12 protein-coding genes are annotated in these 17,989 nt (G+C 71.3%); 6 read left to right on the top strand and 6 right to left on the bottom strand.

The genetic code is table 11. The features are described 5' to 3' along the window. Positions 1-41: 41 nt before the first annotated feature. From ACGFXC_RS34155 to ACGFXC_RS34145, 3 genes are all read left to right on the top strand, one after another. Positions 42-3,137, top strand: coding sequence for a DNRLRE domain-containing protein (locus ACGFXC_RS34155; RefSeq protein WP_393718789.1), 3,096 nt, complete (start codon positions 42-44; stop codon positions 3,135-3,137). Between the two features lie 81 nt (positions 3,138-3,218). Then, positions 3,219-3,923 (top strand): hypothetical protein, encoded by a 705-nt coding sequence (locus tag ACGFXC_RS34150; protein WP_393718788.1) that lies wholly within the window; start codon positions 3,219-3,221, stop codon positions 3,921-3,923. 195 nt (positions 3,924-4,118) lie between these two features. After that, on the top strand, positions 4,119-6,335 hold the full coding sequence (locus tag ACGFXC_RS34145; RefSeq protein WP_393718787.1) for a germacradienol/geosmin synthase: 2,217 nt from the start codon (positions 4,119-4,121) through the stop codon (positions 6,333-6,335). A gap of 73 nt (positions 6,336-6,408) precedes the next feature. On the opposite strand, the gene ACGFXC_RS34140 is transcribed toward ACGFXC_RS34145, so the two are convergent. The 5 genes from ACGFXC_RS34140 to ACGFXC_RS34120 form a co-directional block, all read right to left on the bottom strand. Next, complete coding sequence (locus tag ACGFXC_RS34140; RefSeq protein WP_393718786.1) at positions 6,409-7,572, bottom strand: XdhC family protein; 1,164 nt, start codon at positions 7,570-7,572, stop codon at positions 6,409-6,411. Positions 7,573-7,646: 74 nt separating this feature from the next. Next, positions 7,647-9,110 (bottom strand): NCS2 family permease, encoded by a 1,464-nt coding sequence (locus ACGFXC_RS34135; RefSeq protein WP_393718785.1) that lies wholly within the window; start codon positions 9,108-9,110, stop codon positions 7,647-7,649. A 324-nt stretch (positions 9,111-9,434) separates the two neighbouring features. Then, positions 9,435-11,837 carry a xanthine dehydrogenase family protein molybdopterin-binding subunit gene (locus ACGFXC_RS34130; RefSeq protein WP_393718784.1) on the bottom strand — a complete coding sequence of 801 codons (2,403 nt, stop codon included), beginning with the start codon at positions 11,835-11,837 and terminating at the stop codon, positions 9,435-9,437. A 2-nt stretch (positions 11,838-11,839) separates the two neighbouring features. Next, a complete protein-coding gene (locus ACGFXC_RS34125; protein ID WP_393718783.1) occupies positions 11,840-12,445 on the bottom strand; it encodes a (2Fe-2S)-binding protein in 606 nt (201 codons plus the stop codon). A gap of 2 nt (positions 12,446-12,447) precedes the next feature. After that, a complete protein-coding gene (locus ACGFXC_RS34120; protein ID WP_393718782.1) occupies positions 12,448-13,344 on the bottom strand; it encodes an FAD binding domain-containing protein in 897 nt (298 codons plus the stop codon). A gap of 254 nt (positions 13,345-13,598) precedes the next feature. Here ACGFXC_RS34120 and ACGFXC_RS34115 point away from each other — a divergent pair, with 254 nt between their 5' ends. Beyond that, on the top strand, positions 13,599-15,275 hold the full coding sequence (locus ACGFXC_RS34115; RefSeq protein ID WP_393718781.1) for a PucR family transcriptional regulator: 1,677 nt from the start codon (positions 13,599-13,601) through the stop codon (positions 15,273-15,275). Positions 15,276-15,451: 176 nt separating this feature from the next. Then, positions 15,452-16,222 (top strand): hypothetical protein, encoded by a 771-nt coding sequence (locus tag ACGFXC_RS34110; protein WP_393718780.1) that lies wholly within the window; start codon positions 15,452-15,454, stop codon positions 16,220-16,222. 6 nt (positions 16,223-16,228) lie between these two features. Here the strand turns inward: ACGFXC_RS34110 and ACGFXC_RS34105 are convergent, their stop codons facing one another. Continuing rightward, positions 16,229-16,927: a GntR family transcriptional regulator gene (locus ACGFXC_RS34105; RefSeq protein ID WP_393718779.1), complete on the bottom strand. Its 699-nt coding sequence runs from the start codon at positions 16,925-16,927 to the stop codon at positions 16,229-16,231. Between the two features lie 157 nt (positions 16,928-17,084). Here ACGFXC_RS34105 and ACGFXC_RS34100 point away from each other — a divergent pair, with 157 nt between their 5' ends. Next, the gene (locus ACGFXC_RS34100) at positions 17,085-17,966 is read left to right on the top strand and encodes a (2Fe-2S)-binding protein (RefSeq protein ID WP_393718778.1); all 882 of its coding nucleotides are present in this window, start codon (positions 17,085-17,087) and stop codon (positions 17,964-17,966) included. The last annotated feature ends 23 nt before the right edge of the window (positions 17,967-17,989 follow it).

Raw genomic sequence — 17,989 nt, 5'->3', positions numbered from 1 at the left:
GCCGGAATCTCGGCGGCCTCGCCGCGCTGGTCGCCCTCGCCGTGGCGGTGCCCGTCGGTCTGAGCCTGCCGGGCGAGGACGGCGAGCCGCACGCGAAGGCCGAACCGGAACGGGACGCCACCCGGCCCGTCGCCGCTGCCGAGGCCCGCCGGGAAGCCGCCAGGACCGGCAAGGAGGTCGAGGTCACCGCCGAGGCCGGCGCGCACACCAGTACGTGGGCGCAGCCGGGCGGGACGTTCAAGCTGCGGGTTTCGAGTCTGTCGACCCGGGCGAAGGTCGGCGGTGTGTGGAAGCCCGTCGACACGACACTGGAGCGGGTGGAGGGCGGGTTCGCGCCGAAGGCCGTGAATGCGCGCGTCGTGTTCAGCTCCGGCAGCGGTGACCGTGCGTCGCGCGGTGTGTCCCGGGTGGCGCTGGCCAGGCCGGCCGTCGCGAAGGCGGACGGGCCGGCACCCGAGTGGAGCGAGCTCGTACGGCTCAATACCGACGGGCACGATCTGGTCGTGTCCTGGCCGGGGCCGCTGCCCCAGCCGGTGGTTTCCGGCTCCCGGGCCCTGTACGAGAACGTCCGTCCCGGCATCGATCTGGTGATGACCGCCCAGGACGGCGGGTACACCCACGTCCTGGTCGTGAAGGACAAGCAGGCTGCCGCCGACCCGCTGCTCGGCGAGTTGAACTACCGTCTCTCCTCCCCGGACCTGACGTTCCACCTGGACGACGAGTCCCGCGCGGTCAGCGCCCAGGACGCCCAGGGCACGGAGATCGCCGCCTCACCCACCCCGTTCATGTGGGATTCCGCCGGCAAGGCCGCCGTCACCGAAGGCGAACCGCAGGCGGAGCCCGCGCCCGAGGCCAGGAACCACCCGACCCTCGCCCTCCCCGGTCTGAACGGGGCCGAGGGCAACCACGCGAAGGCGGCGGGGGCCGCGCTGTCGGCGGAGAACGTCCTGACGGTGACGCCGAACGCGCAGTTGCTGAACGACGCCGACACCGTCTACCCCGTCTTCATCGACCCCTCCTTCAAGGGCCACAAGCAGAACTGGACGACGTTCTACAAGACGGAGTCCACCTCCAGCTTCTGGAACGGCCAGAACTACAACAGCGGCTCCGGTACGCCCGAAGCCCGCGTCGGATATGAGTCGACGACCGGGGGCACCTCGCGCGCGGCGTTCATCTTCGACTTCGGCAGCCAGCTCTACGGCTCCCAGATCCGCTCCGCGAACCTGCGCCTCCTGCAGACCTACTCCTGGGGCTGTACAGCGAAGGCGTTCGACGTCTACCACACCCCACTCATCAACAGCTCCAGCACCTGGAACAACACCGACAACGGAACGTTCTGGGGCAAGCGGATCGCGGGCGCCACCACCGGCCACGGCAGGGACAGCTCCTGCCCCGACGCCTGGGTCGGCCTCGACATCAAGCCCACCATCGAGGAAGGCGCCCGCGGCGCCTGGCAGAACCTCACCCTCGGCCTGCGCTCTCCCAACGAGAGCGACCCGAACTTCTGGAAGAAGTTCCAGGCCAACGGCGAGAGCGCCCCGTACATCGAGGTCGAGTACAACAAGGCCCCCGACGAGCCCACCCTCACCGGTATGGACACCGTGCCCGGCGGACTGTGCGTCACCGACGCCCCCTTCAACAAGGTCGGCAAGTCCGACGTCATGTTCGAGGTCCAGGGCCGCGACGGCGACGGCAACCTGCGCGCGATCCAGATGCGGATCTGGCGCGTGCGCGACGGCAAGGTCCTCTTCGACCAGGAGGTCAACCCCGACAGCTACGGAGTCGCCCGCACCACCCTGAAGTGGGAGCTGTTCACCCCGGGCGACGCCTACTCCTGGGCGGCGGTGACCATCGACCACGACGGCGCGCGCTCACCCGAGGGACCGGCCGGCACCGACAAGCCGTGCACCTTCAGCGTCGACCACACCCAGCCCACCAAGCCGACCATCCGCTCGGACGACTTCCCCGCACCCGGCCCGGACGGCGCCGAGTGGAGCAAGAACACCCTGGGCCCCGGCAAGATCACCGTCATCGCGGGCGGCACGAACCCGGCCGACATCCGCGAGTTCCAGTGGTCGCTGAACCACCCCGTCTACGACCAGAAGGCCGTTCCCGCCGCCGGGCAGGACACCGTCACCGTCGACGTGAACCCCGACAATGCCGGACCGAACCTCTTCTACGTCCGCATCGTCAACAAGGCGGGCAACCTCTCCGACCCGTTCATCTACACCTTCTACGTCCGCCCCCGCCCCGGCCTCGACGGCCCTGGCGACGTCACCGGCGACGGCAAGGCCGACCTCCTCGCCATCGACGCCGCGGGCGACCTGCGCGTCTACCCCGCCGACGCCACCGGCGACGTCGACGCCTGGATGCCCGCCGCCACCGACAACGGCAAACCCGCCCCCACCGGCTACTGGAAGGACGCCACCGGCAAGACCGCCCTCGTCGCGCACTCCACCGACTGGTACCCCGGCGACGGCATCACCGACCTCATCGCCCGCATGCCCGACGGCAAGCTGTACGTCTACCAGGGCGACGGCAACGGCCGCTTCGACATCAGCCGCCGCACCGAAATCCTGCTCCCCGCCGGCGCTCCCGACCCGGCCACCCTCACCCAGATCGTCGTCGTCCCCGACATGAACGGCGACCACGCCGAAGACATCTTCGCCACCTCCGGTGACACCTTCTGGATCCTCACCGGATACAGCGGCGCCTCCATCACCGAAGCCCGCCAGCTCTCCGCAACCAGCTGGACCAAACGCGACATCATCGACGTCCGCGACGTCACCGGCGACGGCGTCCCCGACCTCCTCTTCCGCGACGACGCCGACCCGGGCCGCGGTCTCGCCCTGCGCCGCGGAAAGCCCGGCACGGGCGGCGGAGCCGACATCAACTCCCTCGCCCTCGCCGTCAACTCCGCCGACGGCAAGGACCTCACCTACGGCACCACCGGCTGGGACAGCACCACCTGGCCCCTCCTGCGCGGCACCCCCGACGTCAACGGAGACGGCATCCCCGACGTCTACCTCACCCGCAACGACGGCACCCTCCACCTCTACCTCGGCGGCCACACCACCATCGGCAGCGGCCGACGCGTCGAAGAAGACGACTGGAACACCGCCCGCACCCTCGGATAACGAGCCGGCAAGCCGACGGGTGCCCGGCCGGGGAAGGACTCCCCGGCCGGGCACCCGTCTTCCTCCACCCGAAAGGCACCCATGCGTTTCCCGTACGCCCGCCGTATCGTCCCCGCAGCAGCCGCGATCACGCTGATCACTCTAGTGGCCTCGTGCGGCACGGAAGCCGGCACCAAGACCGGAACCGAAGCGGGCGCCGGCACCGGGCCCTCGTCGGCGGTCTCCTCCCCAGCCCCCGCGGTGCGCGCGCCCTTCACCGAGGAGGAGCTCACGGCCCGGTCGCTCACTCCCCAGGACCTGCCCGGCCACCGGGTCGAGGAAGCGTTCCAGGGAGCGCTCGTGTCCGCCGACAAGCCCGAATGCCGGGAGATCGCCACCGTGCTCCTCGGCGGCGCGATGACCGGCACGCTCGGCCAGGTGCACACCAGAGCGACCAAGGACGCCACCACGACGAAGGTCTCCCTCCACTCCTGGGCCGGTACGAAGACGGCGTCCGGCGTCCTCGCCGGCGTACGGTCGGGCGGCCAGGCGTGTGGCGGCGGCTTCAACGCCGTCAGCGGCACCGACAGGGTGAAGTTCTCGAACGTCGTGGCCACTTCAGCCGCCGGCGGCGACGAGAGCCTGGCGTACCGGGCCGAACAGGAACGGGGCGGTGAGAAGTCGTCGGTCGAGGTGGTCCTCGTGCGCCAGGGCACCGTCACCGCGACCTTCACCGCCAACAGCACCTCCGGAGCGGCGGAGCCGCCCTCCGCGGTCGTGGCGGCGCAGCTCGGGAAGCTCCGCTGACGCACCGACCCGTAAGCGGACGTGCCCCGGGCGTCTAGCCCGAGTCCGGGGTGCGCGCCCGGGGAACCGGGGCGTTTCACCTGATGAAGTGAACTCCGCCTTATCCCACCGGCGTCGCGGGTAGGGCAGTGCTGATCTCGTGCCGGGGCCGGGAGCATCCGGTCCCCGCATCCTTGACGAAAGGCCGACCCCGCCGTGACGCAGCCGTTCCAACTGCCGGATTTCTACGTGCCCCATCCGGCGCGACTGAACCCCCACCTGGAGGCAGCGCGGGTGCACACCAAGCGGTGGGCGCGCGACTTCGGGATGCTGGAGGGTTCCGGCGTCTGGGAGGAGAAGGACCTCGACTCGCACGACTACGCCCTGCTCTGCGCCCACACCCACCCCGACTGCGACCGCGACGCGCTGAACCTGGTCACCGACTGGTACGTGTGGGTGTTCTTCTTCGACGACCACTTCCTGGAGATGTACAAGCGCTCCCAGGACCGCGCCGGGGCCAAGGCCTACCTCGACCGGCTCGCCGCCTTCATGCCGATGGACCTCGCCGACGGGTTCCCCGAGCCCACCAACCCCGTGGAGGCGGGGCTCGCCGACCTGTGGGCACGGACCGTGCCGGCCATGTCGATGGACTGGCGGGAACGGTTCTCCCTCTCCACGGAGAACCTCCTCAACGAGTCGATGTGGGAGCTCGCCAACATCAACATCGGGCGCGTGGCGAACCCGCTGGAGTACATCGAGATGCGCCGCAAGGTCGGCGGCGCCCCCTGGTCGGCCGGGCTGATCGAGTACGTGTCCGCCGAGGTCCCGGCGCGCGTCGCGCACGCGCGGCCGCTCGGCGTGCTGCGCGACGCCTTCTCCGACGCCGTGCACATCAGGAACGACATCTTCTCCTACCAGCGCGAGGTCGCCGACGAGGGCGAACTCTCCAACGCCGTCCTGGTGCTGGAGACCTTCCTCGGCTGCTCCACCCAGGAGGCCGCGGAGGCCTCCAACGACCTGCTCACCTCCCGCCTCCAGCAGTTCGAGCAGACCGCGCTCGCCGAGCTCCCCCAGCTCTTCGCCGACTACGCCATGAACCCCGCCGAGATCGCGGCCGTCCTCGCCTACGCCAAGGGCCTGCAGGACTGGCAGTCCGGCGGCCACGCCTGGCACATGGTCTCCAGCCGCTACATGAACGAGGGGGCCCGGCCTGCCGCCCCGCTCGCCCTGCCCTTCCTCCCGCAGGGCCCCGGCACCGCCGCGCTCGACCTCGGGTCCCTGTTCAACCGGCGTTCCGTGGAACTGCGCCACCGCTCCTTCGCGCACGTGCCGTTCGAACGCACCGGCCCGTCCGTCATCCCCGACATCCGCATGCCCTTCCCGCTCTCGCTGAGCCCCCACCTCGCCCACTCCCGCGAGGGTTCGGTCGACTGGGCGCGCCGCATGGGGCTGCTCGACCCGCAGCCCGGCGACCCCGGTTCGGCCATCTGGAACGAACAGAAGCTGCGCGGCTACGACTTCGCGCTCTGCTCCGCCGGCATCGACCCGGACGCCACGCCCGGGGCGCTACTGCTGAACGCCTGCTGGCTGACCTGGGGAACGTACGGGGACGACTACTACCCCGTGGTGTTCGGCCGGTCCAAGGACCTCACGGCCGCGAAGGCGACCACCGCCCGGCTCCTGTCGATGATCCCGGTCGAGCACGCGGAACAGCCCGCGCCGCTCACGGCGATGGAACGTTCACTCGCCGACCTGTGGCTGCGCACCACCGAGTCCATGTCCGCCTCGGTCCGCGCCGAGTTCCGGGCCACGCTGGTGAGCATGCTGGAGAGCTGGGTGTGGGAGGTGGACAACCAGATCCGCAACCGCGTCCCCGACCCGGTGGACTACGCCGAAATGCGCCGCCACACCTTCGGCTCGCAGCTGACGATGTACCTGTGCCGGCTCGGCCTGGCGGGACGCGGGATCCCCGAGGCGATCTACCGCTCGGGGACCCTGCGGTCGCTGGAGAACGCGGCGGCCGACACGGCCTGCATGATCAACGACGTGTTCTCGTACCAGAAGGAGGTGGAGGTCGAGGGCGAGGTGCACAACTACGTGCTCGTCACCCGCACCTTCTTCGACATCGGCTACCCGCAGGCCCTGCACGTCGTCCACGACCTGATGACGCGGCGGACCGAGGAGTTCGAGCACATCGTCGCGAACCAGCTGCCGCTGCTGTACGACGACTGGGAGCTGGACGCCGGGGCCCGCGCCGGGCTCGACGCGTACGTCGGGGAGCTGGAGGACTGGCTGGCGGGGATCCTCAACTGGCACCGCAAGTGCCGCCGCTACCGCGAGGAGGACCTGCACCGGCTGGGCGACGGCCTGTCCACCGGCGTCCTGGGGCCCGGGTTCGGCATGGCGGCGGCCCGCATCGGCCTGCCCGCCTGACCCGGTCCGCCCCGGTCCGGACCCGGCCCGCACGACGGAGCGAGGGCGCGCCCCCCAGGGGCGCGCCCTCGCTTCAGGCGACGGAGCCGATCCGGGTGACCACCGTGTGGGAGGGGTCGTGGTGGATCGGTATGTGCGCGCCGGTGAGGGCGGCGCCGGTGCCGCCCCGGCGGTTCGCGACGATCTCCGCGGCGATGGACAGCGCGGTCTCCTCCGGGGAGCGGGCGCCGAGGTCCAGGCCGATCGGGGAGCGCAGGCGGGTCAGTTCGAGCTCGGTCACGCCCACCTCGCGGAGCCGCTTGTTGCGGTCCTCGTGGGTGCGGCGGGAGCCCATGGCGCCGACGTAGGCGACGGGAAGCTTGAGTGCGAGTTCGAGGAGCGGTACGTCGAACTTGGCGTCGTGGGTCAGCACGCACAGGACGGTCCGCGCGTCGACCCGGCCGGATCCGGCCTCGGTCTCCAGGTAGCGGTGGGGCCAGTCGACCACGATCTCGTCCGCCTCGGGGAAACGGTTCTTCGTGGCGAACACGGGCCGGGCGTCACACAGCGTGACCTGGTAGCCGAGGAACTTGCCGATCCGTACGAGGGCGGAGGCGAAGTCGATGGCACCGAAGACGATCATCCGCGGAGGCGGGACGCTGGACTCGACGAGCACCTTGAGCGGCTCTCCGCAGAGCCTGCCGTCGGCGCCCATCTCCAGTACGCCGGTCCGCCCGGCGTCCAGCATGGCCCGGGCCTCCTCGGCGATGGTGCGGTCCAGCTCGGGGTGACCGCCGAAGCCCCCCTCGAAGGAGCCGTCGCCGCGGACGACCACCGCGCGGCCCATCAGCTCGTCGGGGCCGGAGGCGATCCTCGCCACCGCGGCCGTCTCCCCGTGCGCGGCGGCGGCCAGGGCGCCGGCCAGCAGCTCCCGCTGCGGGGAGCCCACCGGCACCGGGGTGACCAGGATGTCGATGATCCCGCCACAGGTCAGACCCACGGCGAAGGCATCGTCGTCGCTGTAGCCGAAGCGCTCCCGGACGGTCTCGCCGTCTTCGAGCGCCTGCCGGCACAGCTCGTACACCGCACCCTCCACGCATCCTCCGGAGACCGACCCGATGGCCGTGCCCTCGCCGTCGACGGCGAGCGCCGCCCCCGGCTGGCGGGGCGCGCTCCCGCCGACCGCCACGACCGTGGCGACGGCGAAGTCACGTCCCTGCTCGACCCACCGGTTGAGTTCTTCGGCGATGTCCAGCATGTGCGGGCCTCCTCGGAGAGGTTTCGATTCCAGTATCGGATGCGTGGAGGGTCAGGTACGGATCACCGCCCGGCCTACTTCACGCCCATCCACGCCTCGATCGGGTGAAGGGCGAAGAAGACCAGGAAGATGACGGTCAGGACCCACATGAAGGCTCCGACCTCGCGGGCCTTGCCCTGCGCGACCTTGATGCCGACGTACGAGATCACACCGGCGGCGACGCCCGCCGTGATCGAGTAGGTGAAGGGCATGATCACCACGGTCAGGAAGACCGGGATGGAGGTGGCGCTGTCCGCCCAGTCCACGTGGCGGGCGTTCTGCATCATCATCGCGCCGATGACCACCAGGGCCGCGGAGGCGACCTCGCTGGGCACGATCTGCGTGATCGGGGTGAAGAACAGGCAGGCGGCGAAGAAGAGGCCGGTGACGACGGAGGCGAGACCCGTACGGGCACCCTCACCGACGCCGGTCGCGGACTCGACGAACACGGTCTGGCCGGAGCCGCCCGCGATGCCACCGATGGCGCCACCGGCGCCGTCGATGAAGAGCGCCTTGGACAGGCCCGGCATGCGGCCCTTGTCGTCGGCGAGCTTGGCCTCGGTGCCGACGCCGATGATGGTGGCCATCGCGTCGAAGAAGCCGGCGAGCACCAGGGTGAAGACGATCATGCCGATCGTCATGACGCCGACGTCGCCCCAGCCGCCGAACTCGACCTTGCCGAAGAGCGAGAAGTCGGGCATCGAGATGGCCGAGCCGGAGAGCTCCGGCGGACCGCTGTTCCAGGCCTTCGGGTCGATGTCCGCGACGGCGTTCAGGATGGCCGCGAGGACGGTGCCGCCGACGATGCCGATCAGGATCGCGCCCGGGACCTTGCGGGCCTGGAGCATGAAGATCGCCAGCAGGGTGACGCAGAAGAGCAGGACGGGCCAGCCGGCGAGCTCACCGACGGAACCGAGCTGGACCGGGGGACCGAACTCGGGACCCTTGCCGACGAAGCCGGCCTTGAACAGGCCGATCAGGGCGACGAAGAGGCCGATGCCCATGGTGATGGCGTGCTTGAGCGCGAGGGGGATCGCGTTCATGATCATCTCTCGGAGGCCGGTGACGACCAGGAGACAGATCACGATGCCGTACATCACGCACATGCCCATGGCCTGCGGCCAGGTCATCTGCGGGGCCACCTGAGAGGACAGGACGCCGGAGACGGAGAGACCGGCGGCCAGGGCCAGCGGGACCTTGCCGACGAAGCCCATGAGCAGGGTGGTCAGCGCCGCGGCGAAGGCCGTGGCGGTGATCAGCGCCTTCTGGCTCATGGTGTCTCCGGCGACGTCCTTGCCGGAGAGGAGGAGCGGGTTGAGCAGGAGGATGTACGCCATCGCCATGAAGGTCGTGATACCGCCACGGACCTCGTTGCCGATGTTGGAGCCTCTGTGCGTTATGTGGAAGTACCTGTCGAGCCAAGATCGCCCGGCGGGGTTCAGGGAGCCGTCGCCGGCTTCCTCCGCACTGGTCTTGGGCTCTACTGAGGACTGGGTCATGGTGCCTAACTCCCAAGGTTCAAAGGGGCACCCGCATGAAGATTGGAGACGCGGGATTTGGGAAATTCCGTTTGGCTGCACGACCCGGGGTGACGGCCCGAGGCGACGCAAGATGTGCACTGCGTGTACTGCGGGTAGTGCGGCGGTGACCGCTGGTACTACGTGGGGGTTTCAGCAGGGGTACTGCCAGGTGTGACGAGGACCGCGAGCGGTGCGGTACTGCGTGCTCCGGGCGGTGTGACTGGAAGTGTGACGTTCCCGTGTCACACCGCCCGGAAATCCGGGGGGTGTCCGGGGGCCTCTCGGCCCCCGGACCACGCCGTCCTAGAGGGTGCCGGTGAGGGCTTCCGGACGGATCGGCGTCTTGTTGATCTCCAGACCGGTCGCCGCCCGGATGGCCGCGATGACGGCCGGGGTGGACGAGAGGGTCGGGGCCTCGCCCATGCCGCGCAGGCCGTAGGGGGCCTTCGGGTCGGCGAGCTCCAGGACGTCGACCGGGATGGTCGGGGTGTCGAGGATGGTCGGGATCAGGTAGTCCGTGAAGGAGGGGTTGCGCACCTTCGCGGTCTTCGGGTCCACGATGATCTCTTCCATGATCGCGACGCCCAGGCCCTGGGTGGTGCCACCCTGGATCTGGCCGACCACGGAGAGCATGTTCAGCGCCTTGCCGACGTCCTGGGCGGTCGCCAGCTCGACGACCTTGACCAGGCCCAGCTCGGTGTCCACCTCCACCACCGCGCGGTGCGCGGCGAAGGTGTACTGGACGTGGCCGTTGCCCTGGCCGGTGACCAGGTCGAAGGGCTCGGTCGCCGCGTGCCGGAACTCGAGTTCGAGGTCGATGGCCTCGTCCTCCAGGATGTCGGCGATGTCCGCGAGGACCTCGCCGCCGTCGGTGACGACCTTGCCGCTCTCCAGGAGCAGCTCGGCCGTGGCCCACGCCGGGTGGTACGAGCCGTTCTTGCGGCGGCCGATCTCCAGGAGCGCCTCGCGGACGGCCTCACAGGTGTTCTTCACCGCGCCACCGGTCATGTACGTCTGCCGGGAGGCGGACGTGGAACCGGCGGAGCCGACCTGCGTGTCGGCCGGGTGGATCGTCACCTGCGTGACGCCCAGCTCGGTACGGGCGATCTGCGTGTGGACGGTGATGCCGCCCTGGCCGACCTCCGCCATGGCCGTGTGGACCATCGCGACGGGCTCGCCGTTGATGACCTCGAGCCGCACGCGGGCGGTCGAGTAGTCGTCGAAGCCCTCGGAGAAGCCGACGTTCTTGATGCCGACCGCGTAGCCGACGCCGCGCACGACGCCCTCGCCGTGGGTGGTGTTGGAGAGGCCGCCGGGCAGCGCGCGGACGTCCGCGCCCTCGCCGGCCGACTCCCACTGGCGCTCGGGCGGCAGCGGACGGGCCTTGACCCGGCGCAGCAGCTCGGCGACCGGCGCCGGGGCGTCCACGACCTGGCCGGTCGGCATGACCGTGCCCATCTCCATGGCGTTCAGCTGGCGGAACTCCACCGGGTCCATGCCCAGCTTCGCCGCGAGCTTGTCCATCTGGGCCTCGTAGGCGAAGCAGGCCTGGACGGCGCCGAAGCCGCGCATCGCGCCACAGGGCGGGTTGTTCGTGTAGAGCGCGATCGCCTCGATGTCCACGTCCTCCAGGACGTAGGGACCCACCGAGAGGGAGGAGGCGTTGCCCACGACCGCCGGGGAGGCCGACGCGTAGGCGCCGCCGTCCAGGACGATCTTGCACTTCATGTGCGTGAGCTTGCCGTCCTTGGTGGCGCCGTGCTCGTAGTAGAGCTTCGCCGGGTGGCGGTGCACGTGGCCGAAGAACGACTCGAAGCGGTTGTAGACGATCTTGACCGGCTTGTTCGTGGCCAGGGCCAGGAGGCAGGCGTGGATCTGCATCGAGATGTCCTCGCGGCCGCCGAAGGCACCGCCGACGCCCGAGAGCGTCATGCGGACCTTCTCCGGCGGCAGGCCGAGGACCGGGGCGATCTGCTGGAGGTCCGAGTGCAGCCACTGGGTGGCGACGTACAGCTCGACGCCGCCGTCCTCGGAGGGCACGGCCAGTCCGGACTCCGGGCCGAGGAAGGCCTGGTCCTGCATGCCGAAGGTGTACTCGCCCTCGACGATCACGTCGGCCCGCTTGCGGGCCTCCTCCACGTTGCCGCGGATGATCGGCTGGCGGTGCACGATGTTCGGGTGCGGGACGTGACCGATGTGGTGGTCGTCGCGGCCCACGTGGATCAGCGGCGCGTCCTCGGCGAGCGCGGAGGCCTCGTCCGTGACGAGCGGCAGCTCGCGGTAGTCGATCTTGATCTTGGCGGCCGCGCGGCGGGCGGTCTCCGGGTGGTCGGCGGCCACGAGGGCGACCGGCTCACCGTGGTGACGTACCCGGCCGTTCGCCAGGACGGGGGTGTCCTGGATCTCCAGACCGTAGTTCTTCATCTCGGCCGGCAGGTCGTCGTACGTCAGCACCGAGTACACGCCGGGCATGGCGAGCGCCTCGGAGATGTCGATGGAGACGATCTCGGCGTGGGCGACGGTGCTGCGCAGCGTCTGGCCCCAGAGCATGTCCTCGTGCCACATGTCCGAGGAGTAGGCGAACTCACCGGTGACCTTGAGGGTGCCGTCCGGGCGCAGGATGGACTCGCCGATGCCGCCCTTGTTGTGCTTCTGGGTGACGTTCGTCGGCGTACCGGCGGGCACGGTGCGGGTGTTCTGAGCCATGGTCAGACCGCCTCTGACTGACGGGCGGCCGCGAGGCGGACCGCGTCGAGGATCTTCTCGTAGCCCGTGCAGCGGCAGAGGTTGCCGGACAGGGCCTCACGGATGTCCTGGTCGGACGGGTCGGACTTCTCCTCGAGGAGGGCGTCCGCCTGGATGAGCAGACCCGGGGTGCAGAAACCGCACTGCACGGCGCCGGCGTCGATGAACGCCTGCTGGATGGTGGAGAGCGGGGTGCCCTCACCGGTCTGGGAGTCGGCGGGCTTGGCCTGCCACTGCTTGGCCGCGTCCAGGGACACGCCCTTGCTCCCGCAGCCGCCGCCGGTGCCGCAGGCACCGCCGTGGCCGTGCTCGTCGCGCTGCTTGGAGAACTCGGCGAGACCCTCGACGGTCACGACGTCGCGGCCCTCGACCTGACCGGCCGCGACCAGGCAGGAACAGACCGGCACGCCGTCGAGACGGACGGTGCAGGAACCGCACTCGCCCTGCTCACACGCGTTCTTCGAACCCGGCAGGCCCAGGCGCTCGCGCAGGACGTACAGGAGGGACTCGCCCTCCCAGACGTCGTCCGCTTCCTGCTGACGGCCGTTGACAGTGAAATTGACGCGCATGATTACGCAGCCCCTTCAAGCGAGCGGCCGTTGCCGGTACCGCGGTACTGCTCCCAGGTCCAGACGAGCTGGCGGCGAGCCATGATGCCGACCGCGTGACGGCGGTACTTCGCCGTGCCGCGGACGTCGTCGATCGGGTTGGCCGCGCCGGAGGCGAGGTCACCGAACTGCTTGGCGATCGACGGGGTGATGACCTTGCCGGACTCCCAGAAGCCGCCCTCTTCGAGCGCGGCGTTCAGGAACTCCTCGGCGGCCTTGGCACGGATCGGGGTCGGCGCGGCCGAGCCGATGCCGGTGCGGACCGTGCGGGTCTGCGGGTGCAGTGCCAGGCCGAAGGCGCACACCGCGATGACCATCGCGTTGCGGGAGCCGACCTTGGAGTACTGCTGGGGACCGTCCGCCTTCTTGACGTGGACGGTCTTGATGAGCTCGTCGGCGGCCAGCGCGTTGCGCTTGACGCCGGTGTAGAACTCGTCGATCGGGATCAGGCGGGATCCGCGTACGGACTCCACCTCGACCTCGGCGCCCGCCGAAAGCAGGGCGGGGTGGGCGTCACCGGCCGGCGAGGCGCAACCGAGGTTGCCGCCGACACCGCCGCGGTTGCGGATCTGCGGGGACGCGACCGTGTGCGAGGCGAGCGCGAGACCCGGAAGCTCCGAGCGGAGGTTCTCCATGATCTGCGTGTACGGGACGGAGGCGCCCAGGCGGACGACGTCCTCGCCGACCTCCCACTCCCGCAGCAGACCGATGCGGTTCAGGTCCAGGAGGTACTCCGGCCGACGGTGGTCGAAGTTGATCTCGACCATCACATCGGTGCCACCCGCAATCGGCACAGCTGTGGGGAACTCGGCCTTAGCGGCGAGCGCCTCCTCCCAGCTGGCGGGGCGAAGGAAGTCCATGTGCGGCTCTCTTCTTCTTAATCGGGTCGTTCACTTCAAGCCAGGAGGCCCAATGGCCCTCGACTGGTCGTTCACGTGCTGTTAACGCGGTGTGGAGCCAGTACACAAGCCACGCGTCCCCCGGGTGCAGTCACCGAAACCATGAAGGAGTTGGCTGAGGGCCTCCCTCGTCTTGTAGATTCGTATGAAAGGCAGGATGCGACGACCTGCCCGATTTCCAACGGCAACATTCGAGACAGATCGGCGGCGACATCATGCGGCTGCGCGCACTGCTGGAAACCGAGGCGCTGGGGCTGCGGCTGCTGGGCGGCGAGGACGAACTCGACCGGACGGTCCGCGGGGTCATGACGACCGACCTGCGCGATCCCAGCCGATACCTCTCCGGGGGCGAGCTCGTCCTCACCGGCCTGGCCTGGCGTAGAAATTCAGCCGACTCCGAGCCGTTCGTACGAATCCTCGCGAGCGCGGGCGTCGCGGGCCTCGCGGCGGGCGAGGCCGAGCTGGGGGACATCCCCGACGATCTCGTCTCGGCCTGCGTGCGCAACCGCCTCCCGCTGTTCGCGGTGAACGAGGACGTTGCATTCGCCACCATCACGGAGTACGTGGTGCGGCAGGTTTCCGGGGAGCGCGCGGGCGATCTCGCGGCCGTCGTCGACCGGCACCGGCGCCTGATGACATCCGGTCCCGCGGGGGGCGGACCCGATGTGGTGCTCGATCTGCTCACCACGGACCTCGACCTTCGGGCCTGGGTGCTCTCCCCCACCGGACGGCAGATCGCCGGAGCGGGGGAACCGCTGGCTCCGGGCGTCTGCGCGGCGCTGGCGAGCGAACACCTCGCGGCGGTCCGGACCGGGCGCAGGGGCCCGCACCGGATGTCCATCCAGGGTATTACCTACTCCCTGTTCCCGATCAGAGGACACGGCCGCGGGCCGGGTCCCGCCGTGCGCGACGTGCGCGAGAGCGTGCTGTCGGACTGGCTGCTGGCCGTCGAGGCGGACGCGGGCGACTGGCCCGCGGAGCGCCTGGACCTGCTCCAGGGCGTCACCCAGCTGATCGCCGTCGAACGGGAGCGCCGCGACGCCGCCCGCACGGTGCGCCGCCGGCTCGCCCAGGAGGTCCTCGAACTGGTCCAGACGGGTGCCCCGCCGGCCGAGATCGCCGCCCGTCTGCGGGTGGCCGCGCCGGTGCTGCTGCCCGGGCTGGGCACGGCCCCGCACTGGCAGGTCGTGGTGGCCCGGGTGGACTGGGACGGCGGGGACATCCCCGGTGGCCCGGTGGCCCAGTCGCTGCTGGAGGAGATCCTCGTCGACCCGTCGATGAGCGGGCCCGAGCCGTCCGACCGGATCGCGGTCGCGCACGCCGGGGACGAGGCCATCGCCCTCGTGCCGCTGCCCGCCCTCCCGGGCGACCCCGGGGAGGAGAAGGGCCCCGGCACCGCCCTGCACGCCGACGCCCTCCTGGCGGCCGTACGGGAGCCCCTGGCGGCCGGCCTGGCCGACGACGGCCGGCTCACCCTCGGCGTCAGCGCCGCCGTGCACTCGGCGGAGGGGCTGCGCGGGGCGCTGGAGGAGGCCCGGCACGCCCGCCGGGTCGCCGCGGCCCGGCCGGGCCGGGTCTGCGCCGCGGGTCACCACGAGCTCGCCTCGCACGTGCTGCTGCTGCCGTTCGTGCCGGACGACGTGCGCCGCGCCTTCACGGCCCGGCTGCTGGACCCGCTGCGGGACTACGACCGCCGCCACCGCGCGGAGCTCATCCCGACCCTGGAGGCGTTCCTCGACTGCGACGGCTCCTGGACCCGCTGCGCGACCCGGCTCCACCTCCACGTCAACACCCTGCGTTACCGGGTCGGGCGAATCGAGCAGTTGACGGCGCGCGACCTTTCCCGGCTGGAGGACAAGCTCGACTTCTTCCTGGCCCTGCGCATGAGCTGACCCCCGGCCCTCCCATCAGGCACGGCTCCCGCGAGGGGCCTGCCGGGGAGGGCTGACGAGCCGTCCGGACTTTGTGAAAGAGTTCACCCGACCCCTTGGCCGATGCGCCCGATCCGTGCTCTCATTTCGCCCCAGGGCTCAACGACGTGCTGCTTGGTTGCTTCGGGGAGGGCAATGTGGCGGATACCGCCATGTCCGGTGCGGGATCAACAGGGGGCGACGACCCCCTCCAGCGGGCGATATGGCGGCTGCGCTCGCGCGGCTGTTGGACCGACGCGGCGGCCCTGCTGACACCCCACGCGCACACCGCCGCCGCGGCGGTGCAGCGCACCGCGCTGCTGGTCGAACGGTGCCTGTTCACCGGCCAGGGCTGGGCCGAGGCGGAGGACGCCCTGCGGGTGGCCGAAGCCGTGGCCCGCGACGACGACGAACGGGGCGCCGCGGCCTGCGAGCGGGGCCAGCTGGCCTACGCCTCCACCGTGCTCGGCGTGCGGGACCGGGCCGACGAGGCCCGCTCGGCGCTCGGCCGGGCCGCGGCCCTGCTGGCGCCCGGATCGCGGGCCCGGCCGCTGCTGGACTTCCGCCGGGGCCTGGTCGCCGAGCACCTGGCGGACGCCCCGCAGGCGGCCCGCCCGGCGTACCACCGGGCCCACGCCGGGGCGGAGGCGCACGGAGACGTCCTGCTGATGTCGTTCACCTGGCGGCACCTCGCCGCCCTGGCACTGCGCGACGGCGAGGTGGCGGAGGCCCGCAAGGGCTTCGCGGAGTCGCTGCGCATCCGGGAGGACCTGGGCTTCCTGGTGGGCACGGCGCCCGCCCTGGCGGCCCTGGCCGAGGCCGAGCCCGAACCGGAGGCCGCCCGGCTGCGGGCGGAGGCCCGGCGGCTGTTCCACCTGCTGGGCGGCATCCCGACCTGGCTGGCCGACCAGCTCGCCCCGGCGGCGTAACCGGGGTCAGGCGCCCGCGAAGTGTGCGCGTACGAGGGTTTCCACCACCGGGAGGTCCCGGGCGATCAGGGCTTCCAGAAGGGCCGCGTGCTCGGCCGCGTCGGCGACGAGGCCGGCGCGGCGCACGCGCGGGGCGCCCGGCAGGGGCCACTGGGCACGCCGGTGGAGCTCCTCCGCGGTCCGTACGAGCTGGCCGTTGTCCGCGAGGCGGAGCACCGCGCGGTGGAAGGCCCGGTCGGCGTCCGCGTAGCGGGGCAGGTCGCCCGCGGCGGCCGCTTCGGCGGTGGCCCGGGCCGCCGGCCGCAGGGTCTCCCAGGTGGCGGTGGGGACGGTACGGGCGAGCCGGAGCACCACCGGCACCTCGATCAGCGCCCGTACCTCGGCCAGCTCGGCCAGCGCCCGGGGGGTGCGGGAGAGCACCCTGAAGCCCCGGTTGGGCAGGCACTCCACCGCGCCCTCCATCGCCAGCTGCTGCATGGCCTCGCGCACCGGGGTCGCGGAGACCCCGAACCGTTCGCCCAGGGCCGGGCCGGAGTAGATCTCCCCGGGGACCAGCTCCCCGTCGACGAGGGCGGCGCGCAGCGCGTCCAGCACCTGTCCGCGCACCGAATGGCGCAGCACCTTCTGTGCCGGTATCAGCGGCTCCGCCCGGGTCGTTTCGGCCCTCGGCTGCTCGGACACCGGGGTGTGGGCCGCTTCGTGCACTCGGTCCTCCTCCAGGTCTCGACCGCTACCGAGGATAGGTGACGCTCCGCACGGCTCCGTGGAGACGAGGAGGTGAGGGGGTGAGGGTTACGGAACGACGATGATCGAGGTAAGGTAAGCCTTGCCTTTCATTGATCTACTGATGCGGTGGTCCGCCATGCCAGGCCCGGCTCTCGACGCCCCCGGCGTCCTGCCCCTGCACGCACCCGCCCCGACCGGCTCTCCGGTGGCGGAGGCGTACGGGCGCGTGTCGGCCGTCTACTCCGGACTGCGGATCGAAGAGCTCGGCGCGCACGACCCCCGCCCTCGCGGTGTGGGCTGGGTCGGCGCGGACGAGCTCGCGGCGGGCGGCGCGGCCCTGGACGCCCACCTCGCCTGGGACGAGGCCCAGGTGCTGCGCGACTACGGCCGCGCGGGGCGGCCCGACGTGGTGGCCGGCTTCGGCCTGCGCCGGTACGCCTGGCCCGCCTGCCTGCTGATCACCGTCCCCTGGTTCCTGGCGCGCCGGGTCCCCCTGCTGCCGGTGGACGCGGTGTCCTTCCACCGGACCTCGGGCCGGATGGCGGTGCGCGTCACGGAGTTCGCCTGCCTGCCGGACGACCCGGCGGCCACCCTCCCCGGGGCGCGGGTCGTCCCCGGCGAGGAGGCGCTGCGCGAGGAGGTGCGGGCTGCGGTGGCCCAGCACCTCGGACCGCTGCTGGACGGTTTCGGTCCGCGGCTGCGGCGCGGCCCGAGGGCCCGGTGGGCGCTGGCCACCGACGACGTCGTCGAGGGCCTGTGGTACCTCGGGAACCTGCTCGGCGAGGAGCGGCGGGCCGTGCGCGAGCTGGACCTGCTGCTGCCGGGCTCGAACGCCCCGTACACGGGCGGCGCGGGCTTCCGGGCCCTCGACGGCTCCGCCGGCGGGGAGCTGACCCGCGACCGGGTCGGCTGCTGCCTCTTCTACACGATCCGCCCGGAGGACACCTGCACGACCTGCCCACGCACCTGCGACACGGACCGGGTCGCCCGGCTCACGGCGGCGGCCGTCGCAGCCTGAACCCACTCGGAGGAATGAAGTCG

This window comes from Streptomyces sp. NPDC048507, assembly GCF_043199995.1.
Classification (GTDB): Bacteria; Actinomycetota; Actinomycetes; order Streptomycetales; family Streptomycetaceae; genus Streptomyces.
Note: the sequence above shows the minus strand (reverse complement) of the source record. Positions and strands in the feature narration are given on the sequence as shown.